The 21,800-nt window shown below is 57.6% G+C and carries 30 protein-coding genes; 3 read left to right on the forward strand and 27 right to left on the reverse strand.

From position 1 onward, the window contains the following. From LU671_RS04200 to LU671_RS04250, 11 genes are all read right to left on the reverse strand, one after another. The gene (locus tag LU671_RS04200) at positions 1-330 is read right to left on the reverse strand and encodes a hypothetical protein (RefSeq protein WP_010792787.1); all 330 of its coding nucleotides are present in this window, start codon (positions 328-330) and stop codon (positions 1-3) included. A 104-nt stretch (positions 331-434) separates the two neighbouring features. Then, positions 435-1,091, reverse strand: coding sequence for a Bax inhibitor-1 family protein (locus LU671_RS04205; RefSeq protein WP_010792788.1), 657 nt, complete (start codon positions 1,089-1,091; stop codon positions 435-437). A gap of 95 nt (positions 1,092-1,186) precedes the next feature. After that, positions 1,187-1,444: a hypothetical protein gene (locus LU671_RS04210; RefSeq protein WP_010792789.1), complete on the reverse strand. Its 258-nt coding sequence runs from the start codon at positions 1,442-1,444 to the stop codon at positions 1,187-1,189. An 87-nt stretch (positions 1,445-1,531) separates the two neighbouring features. Then, positions 1,532-1,981, reverse strand: coding sequence for a hypothetical protein (locus LU671_RS04215; protein ID WP_026031883.1), 450 nt, complete (start codon positions 1,979-1,981; stop codon positions 1,532-1,534). 102 nt (positions 1,982-2,083) lie between these two features. Then, positions 2,084-2,416 carry an Arc family DNA-binding protein gene (locus LU671_RS04220; RefSeq protein ID WP_019437739.1) on the reverse strand — a complete coding sequence of 111 codons (333 nt, stop codon included), beginning with the start codon at positions 2,414-2,416 and terminating at the stop codon, positions 2,084-2,086. A gap of 158 nt (positions 2,417-2,574) precedes the next feature. Then, positions 2,575-2,964 carry a hypothetical protein gene (locus LU671_RS04225; protein WP_010792791.1) on the reverse strand — a complete coding sequence of 130 codons (390 nt, stop codon included), beginning with the start codon at positions 2,962-2,964 and terminating at the stop codon, positions 2,575-2,577. A gap of 23 nt (positions 2,965-2,987) precedes the next feature. Continuing rightward, complete coding sequence (locus LU671_RS04230; RefSeq protein ID WP_180215257.1) at positions 2,988-4,802, reverse strand: phosphoadenosine phosphosulfate reductase domain-containing protein; 1,815 nt, start codon at positions 4,800-4,802, stop codon at positions 2,988-2,990. Between the two features lie 232 nt (positions 4,803-5,034). Continuing rightward, positions 5,035-5,460, reverse strand: a complete 426-nt coding sequence (locus tag LU671_RS04235; RefSeq protein WP_010792793.1) for a phage protein NinX family protein — start codon at positions 5,458-5,460, stop codon at positions 5,035-5,037. 42 nt (positions 5,461-5,502) lie between these two features. Further along, complete coding sequence (locus LU671_RS04240) at positions 5,503-5,736, reverse strand: hypothetical protein (RefSeq protein WP_019437737.1); 234 nt, start codon at positions 5,734-5,736, stop codon at positions 5,503-5,505. Positions 5,737-5,829: 93 nt separating this feature from the next. Continuing rightward, a complete protein-coding gene (locus LU671_RS04245; protein WP_019437736.1) occupies positions 5,830-6,321 on the reverse strand; it encodes a hypothetical protein in 492 nt (163 codons plus the stop codon). 48 nt (positions 6,322-6,369) lie between these two features. Then, on the reverse strand, positions 6,370-7,029 hold the full coding sequence (locus LU671_RS04250; RefSeq protein ID WP_019437735.1) for a hypothetical protein: 660 nt from the start codon (positions 7,027-7,029) through the stop codon (positions 6,370-6,372). A 174-nt stretch (positions 7,030-7,203) separates the two neighbouring features. Between LU671_RS04250 and LU671_RS04255 the strand changes: the two genes are divergently transcribed. After that, complete coding sequence (locus tag LU671_RS04255) at positions 7,204-7,755, forward strand: hypothetical protein (RefSeq protein ID WP_043313053.1); 552 nt, start codon at positions 7,204-7,206, stop codon at positions 7,753-7,755. A 255-nt stretch (positions 7,756-8,010) separates the two neighbouring features. Here LU671_RS04255 and LU671_RS04260 read toward each other — a convergent pair whose 3' ends face one another. The 8 genes from LU671_RS04260 to LU671_RS04295 all read right to left on the reverse strand — a co-directional run bounded on the left by LU671_RS04260 (position 8,011) and on the right by LU671_RS04295 (position 12,239). Continuing rightward, on the reverse strand, positions 8,011-8,388 hold the full coding sequence (locus LU671_RS04260; RefSeq protein ID WP_023111044.1) for a hypothetical protein: 378 nt from the start codon (positions 8,386-8,388) through the stop codon (positions 8,011-8,013). A gap of 407 nt (positions 8,389-8,795) precedes the next feature. Continuing rightward, positions 8,796-9,500, reverse strand: a complete 705-nt coding sequence (locus LU671_RS04265; protein WP_043313051.1) for a hypothetical protein — start codon at positions 9,498-9,500, stop codon at positions 8,796-8,798. A 96-nt stretch (positions 9,501-9,596) separates the two neighbouring features. Continuing rightward, positions 9,597-9,920: a hypothetical protein gene (locus LU671_RS04270; RefSeq protein WP_043313050.1), complete on the reverse strand. Its 324-nt coding sequence runs from the start codon at positions 9,918-9,920 to the stop codon at positions 9,597-9,599. An 8-nt stretch (positions 9,921-9,928) separates the two neighbouring features. After that, complete coding sequence (locus tag LU671_RS04275) at positions 9,929-10,549, reverse strand: YkgJ family cysteine cluster protein (protein WP_043313048.1); 621 nt, start codon at positions 10,547-10,549, stop codon at positions 9,929-9,931. A gap of 66 nt (positions 10,550-10,615) precedes the next feature. Continuing rightward, on the reverse strand, positions 10,616-10,828 hold the full coding sequence (locus tag LU671_RS04280) for a hypothetical protein (protein WP_043313046.1): 213 nt from the start codon (positions 10,826-10,828) through the stop codon (positions 10,616-10,618). Between the two features lie 132 nt (positions 10,829-10,960). Next, entirely contained in the window at positions 10,961-11,284 is a 324-nt protein-coding gene (locus LU671_RS04285) for a hypothetical protein (protein ID WP_043313044.1), read from the reverse strand. Next, complete coding sequence (locus LU671_RS04290) at positions 11,284-11,700, reverse strand: hypothetical protein (protein ID WP_023111049.1); 417 nt, start codon at positions 11,698-11,700, stop codon at positions 11,284-11,286. The genes LU671_RS04285 and LU671_RS04290 overlap by 1 nt, the downstream gene beginning before the upstream one ends. 314 nt (positions 11,701-12,014) lie before the next feature. Further along, a complete protein-coding gene (locus tag LU671_RS04295) occupies positions 12,015-12,239 on the reverse strand; it encodes a hypothetical protein (protein WP_044060656.1) in 225 nt (74 codons plus the stop codon). 421 nt (positions 12,240-12,660) lie between these two features. On the opposite strand from LU671_RS04295, the gene LU671_RS04300 reads away from it, so the two are divergent. Then, positions 12,661-12,882 (forward strand): hypothetical protein, encoded by a 222-nt coding sequence (locus LU671_RS04300; RefSeq protein ID WP_087785322.1) that lies wholly within the window; start codon positions 12,661-12,663, stop codon positions 12,880-12,882. Position 12,883: 1 nt separating this feature from the next. On the opposite strand, the gene LU671_RS04305 is transcribed toward LU671_RS04300, so the two are convergent. The 4 genes from LU671_RS04305 to LU671_RS04320 form a co-directional block, all read right to left on the reverse strand. Further along, positions 12,884-15,541 carry a DEAD/DEAH box helicase gene (locus tag LU671_RS04305; protein ID WP_043313038.1) on the reverse strand — a complete coding sequence of 886 codons (2,658 nt, stop codon included), beginning with the start codon at positions 15,539-15,541 and terminating at the stop codon, positions 12,884-12,886. A 162-nt stretch (positions 15,542-15,703) separates the two neighbouring features. Continuing rightward, positions 15,704-16,741, reverse strand: coding sequence for a hypothetical protein (locus LU671_RS04310; RefSeq protein ID WP_223218633.1), 1,038 nt, complete (start codon positions 16,739-16,741; stop codon positions 15,704-15,706). Then, entirely contained in the window at positions 16,738-17,187 is a 450-nt protein-coding gene (locus LU671_RS04315) for a hypothetical protein (RefSeq protein ID WP_043313118.1), read from the reverse strand. Before LU671_RS04315 ends, LU671_RS04310 begins: the two co-directional genes overlap by 4 nt. A gap of 85 nt (positions 17,188-17,272) precedes the next feature. Next, entirely contained in the window at positions 17,273-17,902 is a 630-nt protein-coding gene (locus tag LU671_RS04320) for a hypothetical protein (protein ID WP_043313037.1), read from the reverse strand. A gap of 209 nt (positions 17,903-18,111) precedes the next feature. Between LU671_RS04320 and LU671_RS04325 the strand changes: the two genes are divergently transcribed. Further along, the gene (locus tag LU671_RS04325) at positions 18,112-19,617 is read left to right on the forward strand and encodes a Fic family protein (RefSeq protein ID WP_044060657.1); all 1,506 of its coding nucleotides are present in this window, start codon (positions 18,112-18,114) and stop codon (positions 19,615-19,617) included. A gap of 2 nt (positions 19,618-19,619) precedes the next feature. Here LU671_RS04325 and LU671_RS04330 read toward each other — a convergent pair whose 3' ends face one another. The 4 genes from LU671_RS04330 to LU671_RS04345 all read right to left on the reverse strand — a co-directional run bounded on the left by LU671_RS04330 (position 19,620) and on the right by LU671_RS04345 (position 21,741). Continuing rightward, on the reverse strand, positions 19,620-20,168 hold the full coding sequence (locus LU671_RS04330; protein ID WP_044060658.1) for a hypothetical protein: 549 nt from the start codon (positions 20,166-20,168) through the stop codon (positions 19,620-19,622). 39 nt (positions 20,169-20,207) lie between these two features. Continuing rightward, a complete protein-coding gene (locus LU671_RS04335; RefSeq protein ID WP_044060659.1) occupies positions 20,208-21,155 on the reverse strand; it encodes a hypothetical protein in 948 nt (315 codons plus the stop codon). Between the two features lie 89 nt (positions 21,156-21,244). Continuing rightward, entirely contained in the window at positions 21,245-21,493 is a 249-nt protein-coding gene (locus LU671_RS04340; RefSeq protein ID WP_043313032.1) for a hypothetical protein, read from the reverse strand. A gap of 26 nt (positions 21,494-21,519) precedes the next feature. Beyond that, positions 21,520-21,741, reverse strand: a complete 222-nt coding sequence (locus tag LU671_RS04345; RefSeq protein WP_043313031.1) for a hypothetical protein — start codon at positions 21,739-21,741, stop codon at positions 21,520-21,522. Positions 21,742-21,800 lie beyond the last annotated feature (59 nt).

Below are 21,800 nucleotides of genomic sequence, written 5' to 3' on the forward strand. Positions count from 1 at the left end.
CTACAGGACTGCTTTGAGATAGTCGATTGCGGGGTCAAGTTGCTGGACGGGATTGACCTGGTGGTCATCCATGAAGCCGATCAGCAACTGGACATCGGAACTGAAGGCTCCCGAAGTCAACAGGGCCTGCGCCAGCGAGCTGCCAACTTCGTATTTGGAAGCTGCAGCCTCCCAGTTACCAACTGGACCGACCTTAGCGATTTGCGAAATGCATCGTTGGGCGGTGAACCCGCTGGTGAGTCCACCGCGGATAGACAGGAGGATTGCCAGTTGCGTCTGAGACGAAACCTCGGTGTCCTGGGGCTTGGTAGCGTCAGTGTTCTGGTTCATATGGATAGGAGTCCAATGGTGGAGACTCCTATCCTATGAAGTGGTGGCGACCCGTACGAGCCAAGTTGAGGGGCTGAAATCCGTTATGGACCGGGACGGCGGACTCACTTCTTCGAGATGATCTCCAGTACCCGCACGAACAGGTTGATGATGTCCAGGTAGAGCGATGCCGCGCTGTCCACCGCGTTGTCGACGGTCCGCTCGATCTGGTTGGCCCGCCCCCAATCCACACCTACGTATCCACAAAAAATGGCTGCGACGATCCAGTCCATTACGCCCAGTTTTACGTCGAACACGAAGATCTGCAGCAGCTCAACCACGATCGTGATGCACAACGCCCAGAAAAGCGCAGCCTCGATCCGTTTGAAGAAGGCCGGGAACAGCGTTCCCAGAACCATCATGGATACCGTGAGGAGGGTGGTGACACGGACTGCCGCGATGATGTTTTCCTGCGAGTGGCCGGGAATGAACATGACCAATACCAGGCCGATCGGAACCACGATCATGTTGTAGCCGAAGAAGCTAATGATCGGGTTCTTCGAGCTGAAGATAATGATGCAGCCGACGATCGCACTGGCGAAGTATCCGATGATGAACACCAACGGGTTGATCGCTTTGATGGTTTCGGTCGGGATGGTTGCTACCATCCACCAGTTCAGGGCGAAGCCCCAGAGAAGTACCGCTCCGAGGATCAGGTTGTAAACCGACGCGGATATCTGGTGATAGCTGCCGATGCGGCTGAAGGTATCGTTCTTGAACATGATGGTTCCTTTCGCTCGACGAGCCCCCCATGGACATCGTCAGGTCCTACATTCAATTACCTGGTCGCGTGTGCCACCAGCTGGTTCATAGCAACTTAGAGATGCTCAACTACATCCCCGCTCTGAGAGTAAAAGACGGTTTTGTTGACGACGTTGAACTCTCTATCTTGGTATGCAGCTCGCCACATAGACTCCGGGACGTCGCAGCCCAGTTCACGGACCACCCCCTTGAAATAGCCAAGCTCCTGGGCATGAGAACGTGGGTCGTCGAGGTTGGAGTAAATGATCCGTTCATCGCTGTATTGCTGGCCCGCAGGCGGCTCCGCGAAAACGACTAGGTAGAACTCTGCCATTGGCTTGTCCCACCCAAGTTGAACCCGGACCAAGCCATTGGACTTCGCGCACGGCACGCAAACAATGTGTTGGCTCATCCGAAATCCCTAGAAGTTGATGAATGTTGGCGCATCGGCCAGCTTGAAACGGTACGAAATGATAGGTCCGCGCTTGATTCCTCCCCAGAACGTGGACGCATTTGAGGTCTGATCCGGCACCACCAATGTGCGCGAAAGCAGTGTGAGTTCCTTTGCCTGGTCGAGCAGCCACACTGGTTCATAATCTGGCTCAGGGCGATCTGCGCCGATGAATAGCAGATACACCCGCTGAAGCTCGGTGCTGTAAGCAACCCCTACATTCTTTTTGCCCATGAAGTCGGGATAACAGATCAACTCATATCGATCAATGTCCGCGCCGACACCATCGTTGAGGGCGTGACGATACTCGGCCAACATCATTTCTGCTTCCGCATATGCGTCAGCAATGGGAGTTTTCCCTTTTCCACTGAATGGTATCGGATCGCTGAGAGTGCATTTTCCTGTGGGCGTATCAGTCATTTGTCATTCCCTACATTATCGCGGGCGCGAATAACACGCCTCTTTTACGGCCCAAGCCCCACACTTGATGGGGCTTGGGATTCAACAGACGGGCTTAACCGATCAGGATGCTTTGGCGAGGTGAGGAGCCTGGGCCACTGGTGTGAGGAGTTCGACCAGCGCGGACTGCTGTTTCACGTCGAGCTTCCTGAAACGGGCAATTAGGCGAAGTTCATCCGCGGACAGACCTTCGCCGTTCGCTGCAGGAAGGTTCTCATTCCCATCCTGAGATTCGGCCTCAAGGCTCGCTTCGAGCCGAGCAAGGATTTCTGAGTTCATGCTGCGGAAGTTCCCCCGGGCAACGTCCGCGATTTTGTTGCGCATTCCGTCCGGGAAGCGAACCACGAATTTGTCTGCGATTCGTGAGGCATATAGTGGGAATTGACTGTTGCTCACTTTCTTTCCTTCATTCTGTCCACGTTCATGCGACTGAGGACCTCTCAGGGCAGTCCATGGGGTTGTTAGTCTATCGGCCCGCTGGCGTTATTCGAGCCAAACCGAGGCCCAGGTTTTCAGGCTGTACTACTGAAGCGCTTGGTCATTGTCGGCCGGTGCTAGTCTGGGATCGGGTTGGTTTCGTTCTCGTCGCGGATAGCGCGGCACAGGTTCAACAGCGCTTCACGGACCTTCGGGGAGCGGCCGCCGCCGGAGAAGGGCACACAGAACTCGACGTCTGCCATTTCACCCTCGTCGCTGATCACTGCTACGCAAACGTCAGAGTCCCCGTCCAGGATCAACCGCAAGCGTCCTTGGCCCATATCCTCCCTGCGTTCGAAGAACTCACCCAGGGGAAGCGGCGGCCCCTGATCCTCGGTCTGCTGCTTGAGCAGTGCGCGGGCAGCCTCAATGACCTGGCCGCCAAAGAGTGTGTCGCCGAAGCGACCTCCGTCCTCGGTCAGCGTTTCTGCTGCCTCTTCGATTGCCAGGCTGGTGATCAGGACCATAGTTTCATCCTCGTAGTTCGGGTTTAGAGAAACAGCGCCAGCTGCCCGATCAGGGCATTTCGCTTGTCTTCTTCCTTTTTCTGGAACTTTGCTTGCAGGGTTTCGACCAGCGCATGCGGGTCATTGATGATCGGCATCAGCCCGTGGAACCAGGCCTGGTTGCCCACGCGCATCATCCGATCCCACTCTCCCAGGCTGCCCTTGTAGAGGGTTACAGTTCCGAGACCGACCAGGTAATGGACAACGCCAGAGGGGTTATCCAGCACCGAGATTCGGTTCAGGGCATAGTCGAGGTCGAACTCCCAGAACAATGCCGCACCTTCTTCGTCGATCTCGAACTCGTCACCTACGTTCGCGTTCTGAACGATCTTGCCGTTCGGAAGAACGGTGGTGTCTTCCCAATCCACGGCAGCAGCTTCCACATTGCGGAATCCGCGCCACGCGGCGAAATATTCCTCATCCGCGAAGGGAACCTCTGCACGGAAGGAAACGTCCTTCTCGGTGTACTTAGGAATCGAGGCAAGATCGGGAATGTCATAACGCTTGCCTTGCTCGTAGATCTCTTTCCAGGTGCGCAGGGCCATGAAGCTGCGTTGGTACTGGTACCGGCCCCAGAGGCAGTCCAGAGCGATTAGCTGGCGGTGGTCAAGAAGATGGAAGCGGGGAGCAATGCCCAGCTTGCGTGCAGCGATCTGCTCCCGGACTTGTATCGTCAGAATCAGGCGCAGCAGCTCCAGGGTATATCCCGGAGCGTAAGCGTTGGGTACGACCTTAATTGTCCCGGTTTCTTCGTTGATCGTACGCGCCAGCCAGCAGCGCGCAGGCGGATCGAAGTGTCGCGCCAGCATGTAGTTCCGCAGGTCGAGCAGGGGCTTCATCCAAGCGTGCTTTCCGCCCTCAGCCGAAATCATGTTTTCGGCGCTGGTGTCCTTCGAGATACGTCCGCAGGCCCAGCAACCTGTCCTGGCGGAGCAGGGTGGGCGGTTCTGCTCCCGGCCCGAGATGTACTGGTTGACCATGCAGTCCCCGCCGTTGGCGTCCCGGTAGATATCAACCAACTCTTCGAAGTCGGAGTAGGCCTCAATCTTCTCGGAGCGGACGTGCCCGATGTAGGTGAAGATGTCGAACGCATCCCATTCGGCGATCGGGCTCAACACGAGTTGACCATCTTCCATCGCATCGACAGCTTCCGTAGAACTCTCACCTCGAGCCTTCATCCGTGCAGCGCGCTGCGCGCTTTCCTCGAAGCGTGTGCCGATCAGGCTTACCAGATTTGCGTCTTTCGCTTTGACTCCATCCTTTTCGGCTATCCAGGCACGCACTTGGCGCTTGATTCGGTCCAATGCTGACTTCTTCATCATCTGTTGGCACTTGGTGTTGTTGCCCACCGACATGATCGTGCGGCCGGACAGCAGGCCAACGAGATAGTCGTTGGACAGATTTGGGGAGGCCACCCAAACACGAGTCTCGATACCGGCAGTTTTGGCGTAAGCCTTGATCGCCCTGATCTGGCCTTTGTTGTAGATCTCGATCACTGGATTTTCGAGACCAGTGTTCGAATGGATTACGTGCAGTGCCGGAACACTGTGGCCTTCAGCGATCAGATCGCGCAGGGCGGTAAACGCCAAATTCAGTGTCACGCTGCTGTCCTTGCCTCCCGACCAGGCCACCACTAGGCGACGACCTTCGCGCACCTGCTGCTTGATGGCCTCAACCGCGGCTTTCACCTTCTCGTCGAAGGTCAGGTCTACCACCTGCAGAAGAACCGGGGCAGGCTCTGCGGCGTCGAATAGGCCGGCTTGTATCGACTGGTTCAGTTTGGTTTGCGCGGAGGTCATGGTGCTGGGCTCACTGCGATGAATATCGGAATGAGCCCAGTTTCAGGGGCACTTGGTTGTGCCAGAACCGGGGTAAAGGAAAAGTTTCGAGTTGCTGCTCAGGGGAGGTATGGGAGCCGCTGGGCGCAACTCAGGGGCTAAGTTCAGTGCCAATAGCTGGAGTTGAACCAGGGTTAGGGGGCAGGCGCCCCCTCAGTTAACGGACGGGATGATCAGGAGCCGAGATTGCGGTTCAGCCCGGCTGGACCAGCACTATCGGGACTCGCACTACGGGGCCCATCTCTTTGGCGACGATAGCGCGGCAGGCGGCCACCTTGACGCCCTTGTAGGTTTCAAAGCTGGTGCCCGAGTCGAAGCAATGAGCGCTCCCCCAAAATTCACCTTGGCGGCTCGGGTCTCCCGATTCGTGGTTGCCCAGGACGATGGCGCGCTTCTCGATCAACGGGCCAAGTTGGCTCCAGTTGCTCGAGGGGCTGTATTTGTCGCCGATCTTGGCCATCATGCCGCCAGGCGCTTTATCCCAGATCCAGTAGCCTCCATTCGCTGTATTTCCGAAAGCCATCGGGTCGTACTTTATCGGCAGGCCTTCAATCGTTGCGATGGCCCAGTCCAGTGCCGCGCCGATCAGCTCCTCAGTTTGTACTTCAACCATGTTCATCGTTGTGGTCCTTCTTCTAGAGACGCGCTCTTGGGGGGTTGGTTATGCGATGACGCGATTCAAGAGGATCGCCGGGGCGGTGAGCTGGGGAGTTTGCTTGGCGGCTGTGATAGCCAGGATGCCCTTGCTGCAGCTGATCTGCAGAATGGCACCCTGATCGTCACGCGCCAGGATGGACACGCCCATCGACATTGCGACGTCTAAGCGCATGGCTCCAGATGCCACGGCGTAGCCGAGGGCGGTGAGTTGCTGGAGTGGGGAGTGCTGCTGGCTCATGGCTCATTACTCGCTTGTTCGTTGATGTAGCCATGTTCGAGCGGCTCAGCCTGTGCCACCACCAGGGGCTGAATTTTCTTTCAGGCCCCTTACTCAGTCGATGAACCGACGGAACTGAGCCCTTTCCGGATGCTTTGCCATCGGCATAAGGCGATCCGCTTCTGTGGGTTCCTGCAGCTCTCCGTCCCTCAGCACGCAAGTCATGAGACCATCGACCGCATCGCGCAGTACGTCGTTGAGATTTCGCAGGTGTAGTGCTTCTTCCTCATGACCATGAAAGGCCGCTTGTTCGCAAAGGCCTACGAGAAGCATGGAATTCGCGATGAGGGACAGGGCCTCCAGGGACATCTCCAGATTGCGCTGGCAAGCCTGCGATGCGACCACCACACGGTCTGCTTGCGGCAGAACCATGGCAACTGCACCGTTGTTGTACTCGCGGAGCTCCCAGAGACCGCCAGAAAACTTGCCCTCCATCAGCGAATTCATGACCGAATACAGGTTGTTTGCGAAGTTCGAGCTTTGGCGACCGATCTTCAGTTCCAAATGCTGTACAGCATGCTCATTGGGGATTACGCGGTAGGACACGTGGAAGACTCCAGGACGATGAGCCCCGGTCAGCCCGGGGCGTAGGGGTTAGATGGTGCTCGCGACCGGGGTGGCGACCAGTTGGGAGGTGATGATGTAGTGCTGACGATGACCTTCAGCAGTGGGGTCCGGGCTAGAGCCCGCCTCTTCGTAGAGGTTGCGGATTGCCACTTCCTGGGCGGTTCCCTCATCCGCACAGCGCACGTGATAGACAGAATCATCATCATCATCTGCGAGTCTGCAGGTCACGGCATACAGGCTGCCATTCGGGTCCACCTCATGAACGACACTGCGCAGAGGGACGAGTACCGAAGTGGAGGGCTGGATCGAATCATTGAGGGCAGTTGCCAGACGCTCGATGTGCTCGCGGCAGCCGCTTGAAAGTACCTCGATCGGTGAGTCCGGGTTGTCGGTGTTTACGCAGAGCTCCCAGGCAATCCCAAGCCAGGTGCTGGCGCTACTGGCAGCGCGATAGAAATTCTGGTGCTCACTTGGAAGGAGGTTGACCTCCTCTTGGTCATAGATGAGGACATGCTCGTCGTCATAGAGCAGGGCAAGCCCGGGAGCCAGGCCCACGTCGTGTTGAATGCTGCTCAGCAGATCTTGGTCCTGGGCAGGATGGATCGACCTGAACAGGATCGGGGTGGCTGGATCATCAGTGTTCTCCAGCTGGCCAACCTGGCGGGTGAATGAGTTCGTAATCTTCATAGGTGGACACCTGTGGCCGTTGTGTTGATGAGGTCATTACACGGTGGTCAGGGGTGTGCCAGAAGCGGTTCGTGAATTGGAGACGGGTACTTTGGTTGGTACCAGCTATACAGGCGGAATAGCCTCATGGATGCAAGGTCGTCGCGCCTTGCCAATCCCTAATAGGAGGCCTGAATGGCAAAGCCGGAAATCGACTGGTTGGTTTATGTGAATGGCGTGGAGGTAGGGCAGGTCCCCCACGAGGAAATGGAGCAGATCACCGCGACGGTGAAGCGCGACTGGGTGGTGTATGTCTCCCAGGGTGTGGAAGTCCTGAAAACGGCGCTTCGGATGCTGAAGCTCGCAGTGATGTGTGCCCCGGCGGTTGCGTTGCTTCTACTGGTGTTCGACGCTCTTAGCTCGCCAGTTGAATTCGATCGTGACTTCCAGCTGCGATCTCCTCACGAGCTGGTTCTGGCATATGCTGCGTTCGGATACCTGATCGCGGGCGGCACCACGCTGGTCATGCTGGCTATGGGGTGCCGGTTTGGCTTCCAAAACCAGTTTACGGCCCGCGTCGTGCGCTCTACCAGGAGATTCCTGGCGGTACCAGCGGACGGTGAGGTGCAAATAGAAGGGATTCACCGCCATCCACAACCGCCCGTGATGAGTTGGTGGCAGATTCTCCGTGCAGCACTCAAACCGCTGTGCAAGAGAGGGGAGGTGCAACCACCGGCGCAAGGATGATCAAGGCAAAGACACGAAGGCCGGCTTTGCCGGCCTTTTTGATGGGGCTATCTGAGTCGCACCAGGAAGCCTGCGAGGGCGTTATCGATGCAGCTCCTGGCATCTAAGCCGACAGCCATGAACATGCCCGAGAGCCCATCAGGTGCCGCTGCAGCCTCCAGTCGAACACGAAGGAAACCGTCAGAGAACTCAGGTCGATACTTCAGAACCCAATCCAGACGTTCAGTCTCTGACCGTTCGACGCCCAGCGAATGATCAGAACAGCATTTCACCGCGCTCACCTTTTCTTCGGGCTTTCTCTCGAGCCTCTTTCAGCAATTCGTCGGGCCACGGAACCATGCCCGTGACGGTGCATTCTTCTATGGGGGCGATTGCGCCGGCGATACCGGTCAAGGTCACATGCGTTGCCTGCTCGCGAAGGCAGTAACGCATCTTGCCGCCCTGGAAGTCCCTGCAAGAGTCGAAGAGGATCTCGCCAAGGAAGTCGTCACCGAAATCAGGTTTCGATTCCACGCGGCACATGTAGCCGGTTACCCGGTACCGACCTGGTTCCTTGCCGAAACTGTCGGTGCCGTAATTGACAAGAGCCCCTACTTCTGGGGCCAGGATTTCTGCGGGGATAAGGTTCGACATGACAGTAGCTCAATGGTGAATTTGAGCCATGCTCACCCACTCTGCGCGGTGCCACTATCCCCGCCGGCGAGCCCATTCATTAGTCGCTCAAGCGCCTCACGGGTGGCGTCTTCAGCTTGCTCGAGAGCATCCTTGTGGCCCTGCTGATATGCGGTGCGAAGATTCTTTGCACTGAACTCCGGGTCACACCGTAGCTCACGAATGGCTCTACAGAGTTGCTCCCCAAAGCCCTGAACATGGTCCAAGGTCACGGCGGGGAGTGCTGGCGTCTGACGGTGATTCTCGCTTTCCATGGCTTGCCTCTCGGGAGCACGGTAGGAAACGGACGTTTATAGGGCCAGGAGCCCTAGCCTCTATTTCATTCCCTGATCTGGGCCATGAAAAGCGAAAATGGGGGGCGGAAATTCCTAGACTGGGCTGAAGTCTCTGGCTTTCTCGTTCAAGGCCCGTAGCAATTGCTCGCCGGCAGCGTCACCGAAACCCCGCTGTAACCTGGTACCAACAGCTTCGTTCCCAACGAATGCCATTGCCTCCGCCACACGCCTTCCAGCTTCTTGATGGCCGATTAGGAAGTCGACCGCAACCACGAAATGCGAATGTCGATTGCCGCGGCTGTCTTTCGTCTGGTGGCTGTCCCTGGTCACACCATAGACAGTCAGGGAGGGAATGGAGTCTGGGTCAAGCTCTCCATGAACAGCCGTGATCTGAAGTCTGTCGAGCGGGAATGTCTGGATTTCCAGCTGCAGAACGCCATGGTCGACGCTGATATGGTCATACGAACCCTGGGCAAGCCAGTTGTTGAGGAGGGCGGCCTGGCGCTTATATTCCCTTGTTATCTCCATGGCCTTGCCGATCCGGTTGAAGGCAAGCAAGAGGCATATCGCTGCAATGGTGTTCGATATCCAGAAAACGACTGCTGTGGATAGGCTTGCTTCCAGCAGTTGACGACCATCACCGATAACGCACCAGGTCATCCAACCTAAGCAGATCAGGATATCGCCCAGGGCGAAGAATGTGCGTTTGTCGATAGGGGCGTGGAGCTCCCATTGGGTGCGAAGATCAGTACCTTCGAATATCTCGTCCGCCATCAGAGAGCGTCGAAACTTGTGCATGGTGAACCTCATGGACTGTTTGAGTTTCGCCCAGTCTCGGAGGCGGGCTCGCGTGCCAGAAGCCGTAGCCGGCGCTGCAGTCACCGGCTGTGGAATTCACGCAGCTTGGGTCGGCTGGTGTTGGGGAGGGGTGGGTACAGTCTTGAGGCTCTGGCCCTTTTTCGGCGTCAGCGCGCGGACGGTGTTCGTCATTCCGTCGGCCATGTCGATCAGGTAGGTCGTCGAGAAGACACTCACGATCATCCCAACCAAGCCCAGGTGGCGAGCAACAGCGGAGGGAGCCTGGTATCCGATGAACCCCAGCGCGATCGCAGTTGCGGCCAGCGCAAAGGCATACCTGTCGATTTTGCTGCGACGTGCGATCAGTTCGTCCAGACTCCGGGTGCATGTTTGTGGGCGGGCACGGCCAACAGTATCCATACGGTGGTTCATTTCCTGGTTTGGGGATTGGGGAAGTAGTGCCGAACATCTTCCATCGGCGACACGTGCATCACGGACATGTATCCGAACCAAAAGTCATTGAGGTTCAGATTGATCGCCGTCGAGTCGACAGGGGCGATGCGCGTATCGCACATAGCATTGGTGCCCGAAATGGAGAAGTGAAGCCTGCACGCCATGGGCCTGGAGTTGTAGATAGAGCAGGCATTCTGCTTCAGGAAGGGACAGGGTTGCCGGAAGTAACGGTTGGCGAGTTCACCTACCGGCTCCCCGGAGGGAGACTGGGTGCGCTTCCTGCCAGTCGCCTCGGCGATGATGTCGGCCTCAACTTCATGGATGGCCACCGCGATATGGCAGCAGTGGCTGCAGGTCTTCTGGCAGGCCGAATGAGGGCCGATGGCCTCTGCAATCCGATCGCCAAGCTTCCGAAGACGCATGTATTTCGCCTTGAGACTACCCTTCTGATCACCGATTTCAGCCGCCATTTCGCCTGCATTCACTATCCAGGGAGCGTCCCGTGCGATGCGGAAGGCATTTTCCTGGGCAGTCGCCTCCAGTGCCTCTCGCTTCGGCAAGCTGGAAACGTCGATGGTTGAGATCAGTTCATTCATAGGTTCGGATCGGGGAGTTAGATGGCCGACATCATAACGCCAAAGCCCCGAAATCCGAGGGGCTGATCAGCTTTCCGCTTGGTATTGCTGCGGAGAGAGCCCCGTCAGCGCGGTGAATTTGGAGTCGATGCTCACGAGTTGGCGACGCCAGCTCGTCAGGGATAGCTCCAGCGCTTGAATTCCGGGAGTGCGCTCTAGGGCTCTTTGGTCAAGGTCGATGAAAGCGAGGATGCGCTCTCTGGCGCGAAGAAGTTTTTCGATTTGAACAGGGTCTTGCATGAGGGTAGTGCGTTCCTTCGTGGGGAAACTCCATTTGATGGAGATGAGGTAGGCATGAAACGGGCCAAAAGTTCGTTCCGTACTTGAGGCCCAGCTCATGCCCAGTGGCATGGACCATTGAGGGGATGCCAGTCAGGATTGCTGAACGTGGTGCCGCGCGAGATCCCGCTGCTGCCGTACATGCTCGAGCAACTCCGGGCAGACTAAACGCCAGATCGGTGCAACGGCATGACCGGCAGTACAGGCGAGTCCGGTGTCCTCGAATCGGCCGGTGGCCAGGAGCTGCTGTGCCAGGTCTTCGTCGACATCCCAGTTGACGCAGAATTCATCCGTTTTCAACAGGGCATCCGGAATGTTCACAGAGAGTGTGCAGTAGGGAAGGCTTTCCTCATCCCAGACCTGGAGTGCGATGCCGAAATTCTTGTAGAGGTGCGCGGTGAAGGTGAACTCTGCCATCAGTCGAACACCTCTTCAGGTTTCCCGTGGATGATGGGAAGGGCGCTGCCTTCCATCCTGACGGCGGACATCGCCTCGTCCTCATAGCCCCAGATATTGGACTTGTCGGACTGTCGCTGAAAACCGAGCCAGAACACGGGGATCTGGCGGCCGTGTTGGATGTAGTCACGCATCGCTTCAACCAGACTCCGCATGGTTCCGCCGTGGGTAAAACCGTGCCAGCCGTTCCCGAATGTTGCAGGGTGGGTGTAAACCCGGGCTTTGGAGTAGTGGTCGTGAAACCACACTTTGCCGCGCTGGTCGAGCTCCAGTCGGGCAGTGGTGTTGGTCGTATCATCGAAGAAAAAGCGCCGGCCGTGCCGGGCGATGACTTGGATCAGCTGGTTGGCGTGCTCCAGACGTTCTTGCTTGCTCACCTAGTTTCCTCCTTGGGGATAGGGCAGCTGGAGCCGATATCCTCTCGCAGGACTTGGTGTGCCAACAGCATCCAGTGGCGGATAGGCTATGCCTCTTGCCGGCGGGTTCAAGTGAAGTGGAAGGGCTGGAGTTCATCACCTGGGATGAAGGCGATCGACAAAGGCGAGATAGATAGAGAGGGCCGCAGAAAAAGGAAAACCTACCCCTGGCGGGGTAGGTTTAGAGGCATCACAACTTCACCCTGATGGTGCCGGTCCCGAGGGAACTGCACCCAGGAAACCTAGCGCAACAGCCAGGGGCGAGCAGCTTAAGGTCAGCCCTGAGGAGCAAACACCGTTTTCTCTTTATTGGATTCAAAAGAGATGCAGGCGAGGTTCCGCTTAGGGATCGAATCACCCGGCTTGTGGTTCAGTGCAGCGAGTCGTTCAGCGTTGCAAGCCTGAGCGAGTGCAGCATCTTCTGCAGCCTTCTCCACTTTTTGGGAGTGAACTGCATAGATCACGAGGCCGATGAGGGCGATCAGGAAAAGGTTTTTCATGAGGAGTCTCCATTCCGAGCAAAGGACGATGAATCCCAGGGCTCGGTTGCCAGGGATCTAAGGCAGATTCCTGGCGCGCGGCCAAAGAATCAGCCGCGAGGGGACTGGCAGTCAGCAGGTTGCATGACTGCGCGTGGTTGTGGTGCCTGGGTGGATCTATCACCAGATTTGCAGAATTCTGCCAACCGAGTGATCCGCTCAAACCCCCTTGAATGCAAGGGCGTAGGAGCGGTGCCTAAAAGCAATTTCAGGCAGTAAACGAGGCGAATTTATCAAGGGTCGGCGAACAGATCAACGTGATTTGCTTGCAAAAGGCCACTACTCGGCCACCTTTCCGAATCAGCCGAGGCTTCTGGCACAATCTGCACCGAGGAATGATGCCGACTCTAGGCAATCAAGCCACCAACAAGGAGTTCAGAACATGGTCGCCATCACCGCGCTGAAGAAGGACGATGTCCTTTACGATGTCGTCTCGCAGAAGGCCGGCAATACCACTCTCCGCCGGCAGGCGGTCTACAGGGTTCTCGTTACCGAGGTGGCTGAAGATCATTCCTATGTCATGGCCCGCTGGAACGGAAACGCGGAGCGAAAGTACCGCGAGGGCCAGGTTAAGAAGTGGCGACGCACCGCTCCCAAGGACTGAGTCAGGCCAAGCCTGAATCTGCAAGCAGCCTGGCCTGCTCCTCTGGCAACGTGCCCTTCTTCAGCTTTTGCTGTTGCCGGTAGAGCCAGGCTCCCACCTTCTCACCGGAAGAGGCTTGGTAGGTAGAGGGCATTGAGCCATGTTCGGCCACGTACGCCGTGGCTAGGGTGAAATGCTTTTCCCAGGCTGCTGCAATCGGGTCCATCTTAAAGCCCAGATCAATCAATGCCTTTGCCCGCGGATCTTCGGGCCGGGATTTCAACCTGGTGCGTTGGTTCGAACACCACGAGCCGAGTTTGTAGCCGGCCGCGGTCACATAAGTGGTCGGAACGTCGCAATGGCCATGAGTGGACTGGAACAGACGGAGTTGCATCAGGCCGTCTTCGAACGCGGCTGACTCCATGTTGAACACGAACCCGAGGCGCTCAAGCCTGGATACGCGGTTCAACTCCAGCTTTCCGGCTTGATAGCGCTGGCGCTGGTAACTCACCCAGGTGCCTAGCGCAAACCCACCGGGGCTCTCGTATTCCAGAGGCGGGCTGGGACTCAACGTGTCCTCAAAGTATTCAAGGAGGGCTTCAAAACCATCCTCCCAGGATGATTCAGCTACAGCCTGCAGGCTGACTCCCACCCCTTCGAGCCGCCGCTTTCTTGCCAAAGTGATTCGGCGCGTTCTCTGGTTCCTCAACCAGTCGGCTAGCTTGATGCCCCGAGATCCCTCTACGGTTTCCGGGACGTTGCTGTGTCCATTCTGCTCGATGAAGGCCTGCAGGGCCTTGAAGTTCTCTTCCCAGAGGTCTTCGTTGACATCAAAAGCGAATCCTTCAGACCGGAGCTGCTCCTCGCGACTATCGGAGAGCCTGCCAGCGCGGTAGGCCTTTCGCTGTTCGCTGCACCAGGTCCCGAGGTTGCGCCCGGTCCCAGTGACGTGGCCGGCTGGGACGTTTGCATGGCCCTGATTCCTCTTGTACTGCCTCAGTTCCTGGAATGCTTCGGCCCAAGACGTGGCGTGTGGATCGAAATCGAATCCGATCGCTTCGAGTTGAACGCGCCGGTCATCTGCCAGAACTCCTTGAGCGTGTAGGGTCCGCTGCTGGGCGCACCAGAGCCCAAGACGGGAGCCATTGGCTGTCACGTACCGCTTAGGCACGGCGCAATGCCCAAACTCCTCCAGATACCGTTGCAGATGACCGAATGAGGTTTCCCAAGACACTGTGAGGCGGTCAACCAGTTGGTGCTGGATGAACTCCTTCACCGCCTCGAGCAGTTCGGCCGGGGCGTGCACCTCCAGCTTGTCGAGCAGGGAGCTGACTGGAGTAATTCCCCACGAATCGGGATCAACCCGCCGGCGGATCTGCACCAGTTCGTCCTTTATCCGGTCATCCAGCTCGGCCACCGTCGAGAGCACTCTCCAGATGTGCTTCATCGAAGATCGCGCAAGGGCCTGTTGGACGGTTTCTCCGTGCCCAAGCTTCAAGCGGACAGGGAGCAGAACATACCCTTTCAGTTTTCCAGGGGCACGACGCAAGGCCCGGCCGAGGGCCTGGACGATATCGGTTGAAGACTCCTTCGGATCGAGGAAGCCGACCATATCAACGACCGGTGCATCGGTCCCTTCGGAAAGGCAACGGGCATTCGAGACGACGCCCATGTCGCATTCTATGAACTGCCTCAAGATCAGGTGACGTTCGCTACCGGCCATCCTGCCGTCGACGTGCCAACCCTGAATACCGGGGGCGAGTCGATCTCCCACCTTGTTCAAGGTGTCACTGAACAGGCGCGACTGTGAAATGAAATTGTGGAACGTGAAGGCCTTGCGGGCTCCGACTTGCTGCATCGCCCTGACCAGTTCTACGGCATGGATTGTAGCGTTGGCCCCTGCCCAGTCTTCCTCCACAACTTCGTACGCATCGCGTAGCTTGGGCCCTGAGTCCCCCACAACGGTGATGATCACCTGGAAATCGCAAATGATCCCGCGGGCGATCGCTTCCTGCATCGAAAGGTGGTAGGCCACCGGGCCGTACACCTCTTCGTTGCACATCGAGTAGACCTCGAAGCCTGCTCGCGCGGTTTCCGGCAGATGCTTTGGCGTCGCGGTGAGGAACAGTCGTTTTCCAATTTTCAGGGTCGAATGGTCATGGAGCGCGAAGGTGAAGCCAGCGTCGACGTAGCCGGCGGTCCTATGCGCCTCATCGAAAATTCCCAGGTCGAAGAGAAACCCGACCGGTAGGCCTGCGGCGAGGGTGGGAACTGAGTGATAGGTGCAGAAGACATAAAGCGGGCCGGTCGACCGCCGCTCGATAAACGTCCCAATAGCCAATGGATCTGTCGTGACCTCTACCGGCAGGTCCACGATGCCCACATCCTCATCCTCACTCTCCGCAACGGATGGGTCGCTGCAGACGCATAGGATGCGATCCAAAGGGAGTTGACCAAGGCTGATCCAGGCGGCCAGTGTCTGGCTGATCAGCGAAAGCGAAGGCAGGAGTACCAGGACACAATCAGCAGCAGTCGCGAACGCCACTGCTTGGCCCAAGCGGGTCTTGCCCGTGCCGCATGCCATGTGAACCTGGGCACGGTTCCCCCGTTGGAATACCTGCAAGGTGCCGTTGAGGCCTTCGTGCTGATGCTCAGCAAGGGAATTGAGATCGAAATGCATGGGAGAGTGTCGGTTACGTGGCCAACAAACTTCCGATTATACGAAACGGAGAGGTACTCGGGGGCTTTGAGCCGGTTGAAGGGGAGTGGGGCCGGTAGCGCCCCACTGGGTTTGCGCGGTGTGAGGCGTTCAGGCTTGCCCGATGCTATTCAGCAGAAGGCATCACACCTTGTCGCGGTGCGCTGCCTTAAGGCGGTCCAGATCGGCGTACATATGGTCGAATGCCCTCAACTCATGCTTCCAGAATCCACGTTCATCACAATCAGGTTGATGGCTTTCTGGTTCCAGCTCAATCAGGCGCTCGAACGCTGCACGCCAGCTTTGTCGGTGACTGAGCAGATTGTCGGGGATCAGCAGGACACCGTTCTTTACTTGGGCCGCCAGGTAGAGAGAATGCCGCCCCTCGGGCAGCACTTGGCGACCATAGTCCGTCAGGTGGCAGAAAGAGGCCACCGGGCCGCGGCCGCACTTCGCAACCGGTTCAACGCCTTGAACTGCGTCCGTCGAGATCTCGGCCAGCTGGTGCTGGAGCTGACGGAGCGAGCCGCGGAGCTCATCGATGGTCATTTCCATGCCGCCACACTGCAAGCGTAGATCTTGGTTCTCCTGCTCCAACCCCACCCGTACAGCGTCTTCAGGGAGGCAGTACATGGTACGAACCTCCAGGCCCTCTGCGCGCGCCTTCTCAGCGTCTTCAGTAGTGCAATCTTCCCAAAGCGGGTTGTGCATCTCTCGACACTGGTGAATTGGGGTAGTGGTCGGGGAGCCCAGGAGCGCCAGCAGTTCGGCTTCCCGACGTTGCCAGGCAGCCCGATCGCTGTCGTAGTTAAAGTCAGCCTGGGAGACCTTGAGTTCCAATGCGCGAACGAGTTGTGCCGCATGTTCATAGCGGATGAAGGCGCCTTCACCAGACAAGCGAGCAGTTTCACTTTCTTCGCAAAATTGGTCGAAGCGTGGGAGTGTGGCCAGATCGTAGGAGGCGTCTTCAGCAACCAGGTCCTGGGGGCGCTCCGCGAAAATCATCAGGTGCTCCAGGGCACGATTGAACTCGTGGTCGACGTCGGCTTCCTCGCACTGAGTGGCAGAGTTGAACCATTCCTGGAGCATTTCCTGCATCTCTGCTCGAACCCGAGCAGACCAAGCGCGGGAATCAGCACCAAGCCGGTTGGGAGTAGTCTGGGAGGGAATGTAGGTGTTCACGCCTCGGTCTCCATGGCCTGATCGATGTCTTCCTGGGTAAGAACGTGCTCCTGGACGTTCTCGACAAGACCGAAGTCGGGACGGCAATGCAGGCGCGCCCAAGCTTTGATCGGTTCAAGCAGAGCCTTCAGCTCGGCTTTCGCTTCATCAGAAGGCTCCGGGTAGTCCTCCACCCATTCGCCGCAGTCACTTCCCTCTGCCTCTTCTTGCATGTGAATGAGGACGTCATCGACGTCGGGGACGTAGTCTGCAGGATCGGGATACTGCATTTCGCCGCGGAAGACGGTGGAACCCACCAGCAGGTGGTCGTTGCGCTTGAGGACTTCGGCCAGGGTTTCGTTGTGCCAGGCCTCTCCATTGTTGCTCCAGATGACTTTCCCATCGCGGGGATCGCGGTAGGTCTGGGTCGGAAGGGCTTCGGTTGCCATGAGGGCTTGTTCGGTCATATCCATTCAACTCCGCAAATTCACAAGGTCGAGCGAGTAAACCATCCGGGCTGCCAGGGCTCACTCCAAGTCAGGGCGCTGAAAATCACTCTGCAGGTTGCAGGTACTGGATCTCGTCGGAGGCCAATTCGATGAGGCGGTTTTGAAGTGCAGATGCACTGGCATTGCCCAGTTCGTCTTTGTTGAACAGCACAACGGCGTAGCCCTGTTCACGAAGCATGGAGATGGTCTGCTGGGAGGTATGGAGCACCTCGGCGACGCAGATGCTGACCGATTTGCTGTCGACGACGGCCGGAGTGTCCCCGGTCAGGCCACCATTGCCGATCATGGTGTTGATGGAATCGCTGATCTGGCGACCGAGTTCGCTCTCGGTGACGCTCGGGCTACCTGGTTTGCCATCGTTCACGTCCACGCTGCCATGGATGGTTGCTACGAAGTGCAGTTGGCGGACGCCTTTCTCGTCAGCCACCAGGTCCATGGAGGGTTCAACCACCTTGCTGGCGCTGGGCTCGAGAAGGGAGTCATCAAGGAGCGACTGGATCTGGCCATTTACCCAGGACCAGTAGCCGCTGGTGGTGTCGTCTGCTACGACGGCGTTGCGCCAGTCTTCACGGGTGAACGTCGGGTGTTGGCCGCCGCCGGCGGGGCTGTATTTCTGCTCGAGCTGATCGGCGGACAGGTGGATGTCTTGGTCGGTGGTGTTGCGCAGTTGCATGATGAAAACCTCATTCGTGGTTGATGAGGCATATCGTCAGCGGGTGAGGGATGTGGCAGAAGCGACGGAGGGTAAGATTTTCGTTACCCCTGTTTCGGATTGAAGCTGGCAGGTAAAGAAAAAATCGGCATACTCCCCAGAACTAAAGATTTTCTTGGCCGAGTGAAGAAAAACTTGGGAACCAGGGTGGAAATGTAAGGAATTCCAGGATGCAGGCAGCAGGATACGCACTTCTTCACGAGCGGCTGGCGCTCTCGGCTGTACCACTAAGTCTTCCAGCCATTGTACAGCCTGTGACTCGTCTTGAGCGCATCGGCCAAACCCTGGCCGTACCGCCTGCCATCGCACCAGCCCCGGAGGACATACTGGGGAATGTGCTGTTTGCCCTAAAGCATGAGGGCATCAACCTTTCGATTCTCGCACAAACGCTCCCGCGGATTCCGGTTGAAGAGTTTGAGCGGGCGCTACAGGCCGCACCCAACGGGATCTATATCAGAAAGGCCAGCTTCTTGAGAGAAGCCTTCACCGGCGAGCAACTGGCCCAGCATTCCCCCGTCCGCGGGCCCTTCGTCCACTTGTTCGATCCGGAGCGCTACATCACAAGGCCGGGCAATCGGAACTCGAAGTGGCGAGTTGAATTCAATGGCCTTGGCGATCTCACCTACTGCGCCACCGTGGAGCGGACGCCTGCCATAACCGAGCTGCTCGAGCACGATATTCTTGGCCGCGCGAAAGCTTTCATGGAGTCTCTTCCGCCGGGAATGATGGATCGCGCCATCAACTGGGCCTACCTGAGCGAGACGAAGGACAGTTTCGCGATCGAGCGTGAGGCTCCAACGGAAGACAAGTCACGGCGCTTTATCCAACTGCTGCGCCAGGCCCATGAGCGCCAACCGCTGACTGAGGAATACCTGGTTGGGCTCCAAAACGCGACAGTCGCAAATCCTTACGATCTTGCCGCTGCCTTCCGGCATGAACAGAACCACCTCGCTGGCGCTCTTCAAGGTGCTGCAGGGGTGACATATGTGCCGCCGCCACCTGAGCTCTGCAGGGAACTGATGGAGAGCCTGATGGGGTTTGCCAACGAGGCCCCCATGCAGATCGATCCACTTGTTGCCGCGGGAATCATCTCCTTCGGTTTCGTATTCCTGCATCCATTCATGGACGGCAATGGCCGGCTTTCTCGTTTCCTCATCCACCAAGCGCTTTGCCGTGCCGGCGCGCTGGAGAATGGTCTACTGCTGCCTGTGTCCGTGGCCATGAAGCGAGAAGAGCGCATGTACCTGGAAGCGCTACAGACGTTCTCGCGCCCGGTACGAGACTTCTGGGATGTGCAGTGGATCGACTATGGCCAACTAGCCTTCCAGTTCCGCGGGCACCCGGCGGTATACCGCTTCTGGGATGCTACGCCTTGCGTGACCTTCACTATGGTAATGGCCAGACATGCATTGGAGGTTGAGCTAAGGGAGGAAACTGCGTTCTTGGAGTGCTTTGACGCTGTCTATAGGGCCGTAGACGAGCGATTTGATGTTCGCGGCAGTGAGTTGGCACAGCTGGTAATGATGTGCCTGACCAACCAGGGGATCGTTTCGAAAAACCGGCGAAAGCAGTTCCAGTACACGGTGCCTGAGGAGGTGTTCGAGTTCATCGAGCAGGTCGCCCAGCAGGTACTGGGCGACCAACGCAACGAGGGCAGCGTTGGGGAAGGCGAGTAGGGTTAACCCTTCCGGAGACCATGCTCCGGGTGCCGGCTGCATTTGCAATTGTCCATGTAGAGCTTCACTGCGTCTTCGTTGGACATTTCGGCTGGCGCTTTCTGCAGGGTCTTGTCCTTCAGGATGCAGAGGCAACCACTTTCGAAGTAGTCGCGCATCTGTGCGTCATTCTCATCCCATGCCGTGATGTAAACGCCAGCCAGCTTCACCAGGTAGGTCAACTGCCGGTTAGCTGATCCTGCACGGCCAGCATGAGCCTCCGCCGGTTCATCTCCACGGCGAGGAGTGATGGTGGCCAGCGAGTATTCGAAGGTGTTGTCGCAGCGGCTCAGGAAGTCGTAAGCCTCTTCCGGAGCGTCTTCACTCACTTTGCGCTTCAATTCGCGCACCTCCCGCAAGGCTTGCTCCATCGCGGAGTGCGCTTGCAGGGCCTCATCGTCGACCAGCGCCAGCCAATCGCCGGCACGGGGTTTGGCCAGTGCCTCCGACAGCACCTTGGCTGCATGCGTGGAAACGGTGCTGACGAGACGGACAACTTCGTGGAATTCCATTTGATGATCCTGATCTAGTAGTTCGGACAAGTCATATCGTCAGGCTACCAGAGGTGTGCCAGCATCCCTGCGGCGACGATAGACCTTCTTTTTCGGGTCAGGTATCGACCACCCCCCAGGGATCAGCGCGCGAAGGTCATAGCCCATCATGAAGAGCCCTGCTTCGAAGGCATGGCACCGGTGAGCCAGGGAACTGTCCTCACCTTTGAACAAGGTAGTCCGCTCGAGCACGGCTCGCATGATCCAGCCCAGGATCAGCTGGCGCTGCGCCCAAATGTGAGGGCTTTGGTAGAGGAGCTGGGGAGTCCCGTTGTAACCGCGCCCGAGCATTGCGGGATTGCGGATCTGTCGAATCCTGTCAGATTCTGGATCGTCGAGCCCCGGTCCCCAGCCGAACATCCGGTGCGAAGCCTGGCCGGCGGCCCGAGCCTCTGACGAACCCCTATACAGGTGGTAGAGCATAGCGATCGCCGCCCCGACTCTTCCGTCATAGATGGGGGAACCATCCGTATCCAAAAGCGCATGGACTTTAGTCAGGCCCGAGTTGAATCTGCTGAACCGTTGTTTGGTGAGATCTGAAAGCTTCTGAGTGCCTGCAGGGCTCAAAAGGGGTTGCCGGTCGGTCAGGTACTTGACCAATTGGCCATTCTGGCTGAGTTCCAGGAGAAAGCCCTTCGAAGACGGCACATTCCCCCAATCGAGAATGGCGGCACAGGCGCTGAACGTATCGTCCTGGTCTTCGGCCTGTACTGCCGATCTGAGGTCTTCCCGAAGAGCATCCAGCCGGACTTTGACTGTTGCCCATTTGCCCTTCCATTGGTATTGGCCCTGTACGGCTTCGATGCCTTGAACTTGCACATCTAGCCCCCTGGGAACGAACTGACTGGGAAGGCACTTGAGGTGTACTTGGAGAGTGGGTAGGTGGTTGGTCAGCCAGCGGACAAATTGTTCGACATCTGGCTGGGCGAGGAAGTGTTCCCTTTCCATGATGGCTCCTGAGGGATGGAGCCATCGAGGATACGACCACCACTACCTAACTGCGAGTGGCTAACGTACGCCGGCGGCAATGAAAGATGTCATGGCTGGGTAAGCCTGGCTTCAAGTACATCGGCCGCGACCAACATCGCCGTCTTGGCATCCCCCATATTCCGATGGGCCAAGCTGCCGAGGGCCAGGTGGAGAGGTCTGCCTTTGAAGTCTGCCGGCGTGCGATTCTGGATTGCGTCGGCGGCCAGGACCATGACGGTCTGACAGTCGCCGATGCTTTTCCTGGCCAACCGGCGTAGCTCGTCGGTCAATGGCCGACCGTTGAACTCTTCCATCATGCTCAACTCCTTCCTGCAGTCTGCCGCTACTTGAAATCTTCGCGGTAAGGTTGTTTTTGGGTCGGGAAGGGAAGGCCCTTCTTCTTAAGCCGGGAGCGAACTGCCTGAGCCTTCTTGGTGGCCTTCTCCCGGCTCTCCGCCGGGATCTGGTACACCTCGCTGAATTCGTAGTCAGAATCCTCTGGCCTTCCACCTGTGGTCCAACTACCAACAGGGAAGCGGGCAACAGTCCAGAGCCTGGTTTCCATGTGAGTCTCCTTGTGATTTTTTGTTTTGACAGCGGATTGGAACGCTGCGCCCATGATCT

The organism is Pseudomonas sp. NMI760_13 (genome assembly GCF_021283245.1).
GTDB classification, from domain to species: Bacteria; Pseudomonadota; Gammaproteobacteria; order Pseudomonadales; family Pseudomonadaceae; genus Aquipseudomonas; species Aquipseudomonas peradeniyensis.